Source organism: Kocuria tytonicola (assembly GCF_003687455.1).
Taxonomy (GTDB): Bacteria; Actinomycetota; Actinomycetes; order Actinomycetales; family Micrococcaceae; genus Kocuria; species Kocuria tytonicola.
On record NZ_PHOA01000137.1, the window covers coordinates 1 to 4,665 of the forward strand.

Below are 4,665 nucleotides of genomic sequence, written 5' to 3' on the forward strand. Positions count from 1 at the left end.
GGCGCTGAGGGCACGCTCCGCGCCCCCGTCCCAGCCCGCCGTCGCCGGTGACCCGGGGGACCCGCAGGACCTGGACGACGCCGCGTTCGTGGTGGACCGCGGGCCGCTCCCGCCGGACGACGCCGCCGTGCCCCCGCGCGGCTCCGGCTCGTCGGCCGTCTCGGCGGACGACCTCGACGCCCTCACGCGGGCGGCCGCAGCGCGTCGCCCGGGCCACGGTTCCGGTGCCGGGGAGGATGCCCGTCCCGCGGTGCAGGTCAACGACCCCTCGAAGGTCTCGCGCGTGGACACCGGTCAGCTCGAGGCGGTGCCCGAGGCCGGAGGGCGGTTCTCGTCGTGGCGGGCACGACGCCGTGCGGCGCGGGTCGAGGACCTCGACGGCGGAGCGGGCGACCTCGGCCCCGAGGAGGGGAAGCAGCGGGACGGGGCGCGCAGCACCGTGGTGCCGTTCCCGCCCAGCCCTGCCCGCAGGCGGCGGCGCACCCGGCTGCTCACGGCTGCCCTGTCCCTGCTCGTGCTCCTCGTCCTGCTCGTGGCGGTGTTCTTCTCACCGCTGTTCGCCACCCGCACCATCGACGTGCAGGGGGCCACGCTCACGAACCCGCAGGCGGTGCAGGACGCGCTGGCGGGGTACCAGGGGGGCCCCATGACCCGGATCTCCCCGCAGGACGTCACGGCCTCCCTGGGGGACGTGGCCCAGGTGAAGTCCGTGGACGTCTCGTTCCACCCACCCCACACGATCTCCGTGCAGCTCCACGAACGGGTGGGGGTGGCCGTGGTGGAGGACGGCACCGGTGTGGTCCTCGTGGACTCGGAGGGCAAGCCCCTCAGCACGGTGCCCAGGGCCCAGCGGCCGGACGTGCCGCTGATCGCGGGTGGTCGGGGCGTGCTGAGCACGCAGAAGTTCCAGGACATCTCGGACGTCCTCGCCGCTCTGCCCGCGGACGTGCTCTCCCGGCTGGAGGGGGCGGCCGCGCCGTCGGGCTCTGCCGTGGAGCTGACTTTCAAGGACGGCAAGAAGGTCCGCTGGGGGGATGCGGGGGACAGCGAGCTGAAAGCGCAGGTGGTGGCCGCACTCGTGAACTCGCACAAGGTGGACGGCGCCACGCTCATCGACGTCTCCGCCCCGCTGCACCCGGTCGTCACCTGACCCACGGGACCTCAAGTAATACGTGAAACTTCAAGGCTGGCCACGAGGTGGGAGAATGTGGCACATCCCGGTAACACGTGGGAACATGATGGGGAGAACGGCGCGCCGGTTGGTATCCTTGTCGGAAATGACGACGGCGTGCTCGGCGAATACGTTGTTTCGCGATACATTCACGTAAGACTTGAGACTTCTCCCCAGCGCGTCATCCCCATCCCCGCAAGCCCACGCGAGTTAGGTGCACATGGACTCCTCAACCCCCCAGAACTACTTGGCCGTCATCAAGGTGGTCGGCATCGGCGGCGGCGGCGTCAACGCCGTGAACCGCATGATCGAGGAAGGTCTGCGCGGCGTCGAGTTCATTGCCATCAACACGGACGCCCAGGCGCTGCTGATGTCCGACGCGGACGTCAAGCTGGACGTCGGGCGCGAGCTGACCCGGGGCCTCGGTGCCGGCGCCAACCCGGACGTCGGGCGTCAGGCCGCCGAGGACCACGAGGAGGAGATCCAGGAGGTGCTCAAGGGTGCCGACATGGTCTTCGTCACCGCAGGCGAGGGCGGTGGCACCGGAACCGGTGGCGCTCCCGTCGTGGCCCGCATCGCCCGCTCCCTGGGCGCCCTGACCATCGGTGTGGTCACCCGTCCCTTCACCTTCGAGGGCCGCCGCCGGTCCAACCAGGCCGAGAACGGCATCGAGACCCTGCGGGACGAGGTGGACACGCTCATCGTGATCCCCAACGACCGTCTGCTCTCCATCTCGGACCGCAACGTCTCCATGCTGGACGCGTTCAAGTCTGCGGACCAGGTGCTGCTCTCGGGTGTCTCCGGCATCACGGACCTGATCACCACGCCGGGCCTCATCAACCTGGACTTCGCGGATGTCAAGTCCGTGATGCAGGGGGCGGGTTCGGCGCTGATGGGCATCGGCTCCGCGCAGGGCGAGGACCGTGCCGTGAAGGCCGCCGAGCTCGCGATCGCCTCCCCGCTGCTCGAGGCCTCCATCGACGGTGCCCACGGCGTGCTGCTCTCCATCCAGGGCGGCTCCGACCTCGGTCTGTTCGAGATCAACGAGGCCGCGCGCCTCGTCCAGGAGGTTGCGCACCCCGAGGCCAACATCATCTTCGGCGCCGTGATCGACGACGCCCTGGGGGACCAGGCGCGCGTGACCGTGATCGCCGCGGGCTTCGACTCCGTCTCCCAGGAGACCAACGCGAACAACTCCTCCCCGGCCCAGCGTCAGGCGGAGAACACCCGCGCCGCCTTCGGGGGGGACGCCTCCCGTCCCGCAGGCCTGGGACGCTCCCCGCAGCGCGGCGGCAGCTCCTACTCGGCGCCGACCTCGGGCTTCGGCTCGCGGCAGAACCAGGACGACGACATCCCCGACGACGCCGGGTTCGACGTTGACCTGCCCGCCGAGGCGGACGCCCCGTCCACCTCGAACGGGGCCGCGCGCAAGGACTCCCTGGACTTCCCCGACTTCCTGAAGTGAGCGGGCGGGTGCCCGGCACCCGCACAGCTCCCCGGGGGTCCCGTCGGCTCCCGCCCCGCGGGGCGGGAGCCTCGGGTGGTTCGGTGAGGCGGTCGACGAGCGCACGCGGGCCGATTGACCACGGGGACAGCAGGAAGACCAGCAGGAGATCAGAACCAGCGTGAACGGGGTGGCAGTCCGAACGGACGGCCACCCCGTTCGTGCTTCCGCCCCGCGTCAGGGCGGCGGGTCGAGCGAGGAGAGCGCAGATGTGGTTCCAAACCGAGTGGGACGGCGTGGGCATCGCCTTCACCGATGCCACCGAGGGCAACCTGGCCGCCCATACGGGTGACGAGCCCGAGGCGGTGACCCGGCGGCGTCGTGCGCTGGAGACGGAACTCGGGCTGGCCCCGGTGCGCTGGGTGCGCCAGGTGCACGGCACGGTGGTCCACGACGTCACGGGCACCCACGTGCCCCGGACCGCTCCGGAGGCCGACGCCGCGGTCAGCGCGGACGGGACGCCCCTGGGCATCCTCACCGCCGACTGCCTGCCCGTGGTGCTCGTGGGCGAGCGCCCCCGCGCCGAGCCGGTCCTGGCCGTGGCCCACGCGGGGAGGAAGGGCCTGCTGGACGGGGTGCTGCAGCGCACCGTGGCGGCGGTGCGCGGGCACGGGGCCACGGGGATCCGCGCCTGGATCGGGCCGGCCGTGTGCGGGCGGTGCTACGAGGTGCCGCCGGAGATGGCCGAGCGGGCGCAGCGTGTTCTGCCGGGCATCGTGAGCACCACCGACCGGGGCACCCCCGGGCTGGACCTGCCGGGTGCCGCACGGACCCTCCTCGGTTCGCTCGACGTCGCGGTGGCACCGGAGGGCGCCGACCGCACCGCGTGGTGCACCCTGGAGCACACGGAGCTGTACTCCTACCGCCGTGACCGGACGACCGGCAGGCTTGCGGGGCTCGTGTGGAGCACCGCGGGAAAGGACGATGCATGAGCGGGCAGACACGCGATCCCCAGGACGGCGCCGACTCCTCGGGGAGCGGGGCACTGGCGGCCGGCGCACCTGAGCGCTCCCAGGAGGCCGTCCCGGGTGGTGCCCGGCGCACCGCGGAACTGGCGCAGCGCCTGTCGGCCGTGCGCCGCCGGATCCTCGACGCGGCGGCCGAGCGCCCCGAGGACCGGGCCCACGACGGCGCGCTGCCCGCGCTCGTGGTGGTCACCAAGTTCTTCCCCGCCCAGGACGTGCTCCGGCTGCGGGAGCTGGGCGTCCGAGCCGTGGGGGAGAACAAGGACCAGGAGGCGGGCCCCAAGGCCCGTGAGGTGGCCCAGGCGCTCGCCGCGCAGCAGCCGCCCGTCTCGGCCCCGGTGTGGCACTTCGTCGGGCAGCTGCAGTCCAACAAGGCCAAGCACGTGGTGCGCTACGCGTCGTGGGTCCACTCGGTGGACCGGGCCTCGCTCGTCACGGCACTGGGGCGGGCCGTCCGCACCCACCGCGACGCCGCGGCGTCGGGAGATGTCGCCGCCGGGCCGTGCGCGGCCGAGGACCTCACGTGCCTCGTGCAGGTGAACCTGGACCCGGAGGCCTCCCGTGAGGACGCGCGCGGCGGCGCGCACCCGGACACCGTGCCCGGGCTCGCCCGGGAGATCGCGGAGACCGAGGGGCTGCGGCTGGGCGGCGTGATGGCGGTGGCGCCCCGCGAGGGTGATCCCCGCGAGGCGTTCGAGCGGCTGTGGGCGATCTCCCAGCAGGTGCGCGGCGAGCACCCGGAGGCCACCGCGGTCTCCGCCGGCATGAGCGGGGACCTGGAGGCCGCGGTGGCCGCCGGGGCCACGCACGTGCGGATCGGATCGGATGTTCTCGGGCCCCGGCCCGCGGTGCGGTAGCGTAATGACGGATGACGTGCGGGCCCATGCACGGCGCCCCCAGTGAAGGATTGAGGAGAGAACATGGCCGGAGCGCTGCGTCGCACCATGGTGTATCTCGGGCTTGCCGAGAACGACGACGAGTACTTCTCCGAAGACACCCCCCGCCCTCGGGGCACCCCCCAGAGC

The 4,665-nt window shown here is 72.7% G+C and carries 4 protein-coding genes; all 4 read left to right on the forward strand.

The features are described 5' to 3' along the window. A partial coding sequence (locus CWC38_RS10950; RefSeq protein ID WP_338067544.1) for a cell division protein FtsQ/DivIB occupies positions 1 to 1,150 on the forward strand: 1,150 nt, incomplete at its 5' end. A gap of 241 nt (positions 1,151 to 1,391) precedes the next feature. Beyond that, a complete protein-coding gene (ftsZ, locus tag CWC38_RS10955; protein ID WP_121846760.1) occupies positions 1,392 to 2,636 on the forward strand; it encodes a cell division protein FtsZ in 1,245 nt (414 codons plus the stop codon). Between the two features lie 248 nt (positions 2,637 to 2,884). Beyond that, positions 2,885 to 3,607: a purine nucleoside phosphorylase YfiH/LACC1 family protein gene (locus tag CWC38_RS10960; RefSeq protein WP_121846761.1), complete on the forward strand. Its 723-nt coding sequence runs from the start codon at positions 2,885 to 2,887 to the stop codon at positions 3,605 to 3,607. Further along, positions 3,604 to 4,497, forward strand: a complete 894-nt coding sequence (locus CWC38_RS10965; protein ID WP_121846762.1) for a YggS family pyridoxal phosphate-dependent enzyme — start codon at positions 3,604 to 3,606, stop codon at positions 4,495 to 4,497. The genes CWC38_RS10960 and CWC38_RS10965 overlap by 4 nt, the downstream gene beginning before the upstream one ends. Positions 4,498 to 4,665: the final 168 nt, after the last annotated feature.

Excerpts from the sequence above, each read along its gene's own strand:
- ftsZ (WP_121846760.1), top strand. The coding sequence starts at position 1,392 with ATGGACTCCTCAACCCCCCAGAACTACTTGGCCGTCATCAAGGTGGTC.
- CWC38_RS10960 (WP_121846761.1), top strand. The coding sequence starts at position 2,885 with ATGTGGTTCCAAACCGAGTGGGACGGCGTGGGCATCGCCTTCACCGAT.
- CWC38_RS10965 (WP_121846762.1), top strand. The coding sequence starts at position 3,604 with ATGAGCGGGCAGACACGCGATCCCCAGGACGGCGCCGACTCCTCGGGG.